Origin of the sequence: Candidatus Culexarchaeum yellowstonense, assembly GCF_024707025.1 — an archaeon.
Taxonomy (GTDB): domain Archaea; phylum Thermoproteota; class Methanomethylicia; order Culexarchaeales; family Culexarchaeaceae; genus Culexarchaeum.
Genome location: NZ_JANGFQ010000119.1, coordinates 1 through 3,143 on the forward strand (window position 1 = coordinate 1; position 3,143 = coordinate 3,143).

Here is a 3,143-nt window from a genome sequence, read left to right on the forward strand (position 1 = left end):
TTTTAATGCTTCAACGAGTTTGGATAGTTCGTCTTCCTTCATCCATCCAACATAGATTTCCGTTATCCACATTTTTGTTTCCTCATTCTTCATCATGCCTTTTAACCACCTCCCAAAGTTTCTTGGTTAACTCTTCATCGTATTCCTCTTTTGAGACAAGTTTCCCATCCACATATTTCTCCTTGTACAATACGTTCCATGCCTGCCACATGTATGGTGGATATTTCTCTGGGAATGCAAGTAGATTGTATACTCTTATGGCGTTGTATGCTTCCCTGGCATAGTCTGAGCCCATTAAGGCTTGAATTAGCACTGCGGTTATTGGGTGAACCTTCTCCTTCAACTTCATGTAAACATGGAATCCCTTTGCAGTTCTATAGGCTTTTATCTCCTTGAACTCTAGTCTAAGCTTCCTCGCAATATACCCTATCCTCTCCACATCCAAAGCCTTCCCAGGATGACTATTATCGAAATCCAAGAGTATCTCATCAGTGAAAACCAAATCTTCACTCATGTCTCCTCACCCTCAATTCTAGCTATCTTCACAAATGGATACTTGGCGGTGGCTTCCTTCAAACTCAATATTGGAACCTTCTTATATATTGGCTTTCCATCCTTCTCTCCAATCTTTTCCTTTTCAATTGTGTAAGTCCAATCTATTTCCTCGATGACTATGTCCCTTGGGGGGAGCTTAGTGTACTTCACTTGGAAGCCTACGGTCTCCTCCTGTCCACTGAAAATCTTCTTCAACTCTTCCCATCCAACCTCCCAATATCCCCCTCTAAACCTCTTGTCAACTTCATGCCATATTGCATCGTTCAATTTCCTCTTATATTCCCATTCATCCTCCCATCCCTCAATTATCACTGTTGCAATGCCCTCAACCATTATGTCATGCCCCTTCCTATGACTCTCATACTGCCAACGCTTGTGAAGTGCAAGAAGCTTCCTGTAAATCTTCTTCCTTCCATGCTCCTCCTCAAGTTTCCTAAGCTTCTCGACAAGTTCAGGTGGAGGGGCAGGCTTCCTTAATTCCTCAAGCATCTTCATGCGTTCAGCCGTAAGCCTGGAGGCTTCCTCCTCAATCTCCCTCAATCTCTCTTCACCCTCCCTTTCAGCCTTCTCGATCCTCGAATCGATATCCCTCAGCCTAGCCTCATACTCCAAAACCCATGGTGAAACGACCTTCTTCTTCATTTCCTCAGTCCTCCTATCAATTTCCCTGGAAATCTCATCCATTTCGGCTTCAAGGCTCCTCATCTCACTTGCATATTCACCTGCCAATTCACTCCACTTCCTGTATTCCTCCTCATGCTTCTTCAACTCCTCCTCCATCCTCTTCCTCTCCTCATCAGTTGCATACCTCTTGAATTTGAGCAGAATCCTCAATTTCTCAGCTTCATCCTTCTCATGCATCGCCCTTGCAGAGTAGCTTCCCCAGCTACGCTTAACCTCCTCATCATATTTCGCCTTAAGCCTTCTAAGCCTCCTCCTCAAGCTTCCAAGCTCCCTCCTCTCAGCCTCAAGCTCCTCACGTGAAACATGCCTCAACCCTCTAGCCTCAAGAAACGCCAAAACCCCCTTAAGTTCGCCTTCAACCCTACCCCTCTCATCCCTAAGCCTCCTCAACTCCGCCTCAATTAAGCCTCTAACCATACCCCTCTCAACTTCAAGCTCCTTCAATCTAGCCTCAATCTCAGCAATCCTCCTCTGAATCTCCTCAACTGGAGGCTTATACTTCTCAATTTCCTCCCTAAGCCTCTTTATTTCCTCCTCTTGAGCCTTATACTCTTCCCATGTAACCCAAATTTCCTCTTCAACGTTTCGCCTACTTCGCACTCTTCTCCCCCCTCAACTCCCTAATCTTCTCAACAACCTTCTTCAAGTATAGCCTAGAGAGGAATGGAACGTCCTGCTTCATCAAATCCACTAGACTGTTGAATGCCATCATAACTGTCTCCTCAACTATTGGGCTGTCAGGCTGAATCATCGTCCCATACTTTGAAATCATGCTTTTAACTATTGCTGCAGTCATAAACATCTTTGCAAGGTCTAAGAGCTGGAAGTATTCACTGAACCAAACATACCCCATTGGCTTGGAAAGTTTTGGCTGATGAATGTGCCTACGATCAAAGGTCAACTGCCCCTTCACAGTTCCATCCTTAAACACTACGAAATCAAACCTGAGAATCTGCTCAAACTCCCTCAAAGTCTTATCAGCAGCAACCCCCTTCATGCTCACAAGCTGATTGGGGCTGGGCTTAAACTCCTCCTCCTTCATTTCTCACACACCCTATTCTTCCTAATATCAACCTTCTTATAACATCTTGGACATGTGGCAAAGAACATTCCACCCCTATAAACCCAAACATACCCACACCTATCACATTTAACCTTAGTCTCCAAAACCATACTTATCACTACTACTAATACTACTAGAAACATATAAACTTTTCCACTACAAAAACAAAAATAAATAATTGTTGAGGGAAATAAAGTTTGGTGGGAAGATGAGTGAAGATAGGGAAACTGAGGAAGTGAAAAAACTGCTTAAAGAACTTATCGAGGAGAAGCGGAAGCTCTTAAAGATGATTGAAAAATATGAGAAGATGAAGAAAGAGAGGCGGTGAACTTGAATGTCAATGGACGAGTGGATTAGGGAGGAGGCACAGAAGTATGCTGAGGAGCAATTTGAATATTATGAAAGGGAATATGGGGATGAAGATTGGTGGCAAAAGCTAAAGAAGAATTTGAAGACTAAGGGTATAAAGGACTTCATATATGAGTTCACGAGGAGATGCCTAGCCCAAGACCTAGGCCCAAAGGATTTCGACCTTGAAGAAGCACTTAAAAGTGCAAAAGACTATACAAGCGTGGAGACAGCAATAAAGGAACTTGAAGAAAAGCATCTATTCCCACCTCGACCTCCACTTGAGAGGAGCATGGAGAGACTTGAGAAGGAGGAGGAGAAGGCAATAATGGAGGAAGCCCAATACATGCTCAAGAGGATGGAGGAAGAGCCCAGGCTTGCCGAGATAATAAAGAGACAGGTGAAGGGGAAGGACTATAGGGCTGAGCTTGAAAAGACGAAGAAGCAGGTTGAGGAGCTTCAGAGGATGCTTAAGGAGGAGAGGGAAAAGGCT

General features: G+C 44.1%; 5 protein-coding genes. 1 reads left to right on the forward strand and 4 read right to left on the reverse strand.

The features are described 5' to 3' along the window. Positions 1 to 82: 82 nt before the first annotated feature. From MRT15_RS09305 to MRT15_RS09320, 4 genes are read right to left on the reverse strand one after another with little or no spacing between them, the layout of a single operon-like run. Positions 83 to 514 (reverse strand): hypothetical protein, encoded by a 432-nt coding sequence (locus MRT15_RS09305; protein ID WP_304329813.1) that lies wholly within the window; start codon positions 512 to 514, stop codon positions 83 to 85. Then, positions 511 to 1,839, reverse strand: a complete 1,329-nt coding sequence (locus MRT15_RS09310) for a hypothetical protein (protein WP_304329814.1) — start codon at positions 1,837 to 1,839, stop codon at positions 511 to 513. Before MRT15_RS09310 ends, MRT15_RS09305 begins: the two co-directional genes overlap by 4 nt. Beyond that, on the reverse strand, positions 1,829 to 2,281 hold the full coding sequence (locus MRT15_RS09315; protein ID WP_304329815.1) for a hypothetical protein: 453 nt from the start codon (positions 2,279 to 2,281) through the stop codon (positions 1,829 to 1,831). Before MRT15_RS09315 ends, MRT15_RS09310 begins: the two co-directional genes overlap by 11 nt. Continuing rightward, a complete protein-coding gene (locus MRT15_RS09320; RefSeq protein ID WP_304329816.1) occupies positions 2,278 to 2,412 on the reverse strand; it encodes a hypothetical protein in 135 nt (44 codons plus the stop codon). The genes MRT15_RS09315 and MRT15_RS09320 overlap by 4 nt, the downstream gene beginning before the upstream one ends. Before the next feature lie 224 nt (positions 2,413 to 2,636). Here MRT15_RS09320 and MRT15_RS09325 point away from each other — a divergent pair. Beyond that, positions 2,637 to 3,143: hypothetical protein (locus tag MRT15_RS09325; RefSeq protein ID WP_304329817.1), on the forward strand; the 507-nt coding region annotated here is incomplete at its 3' end.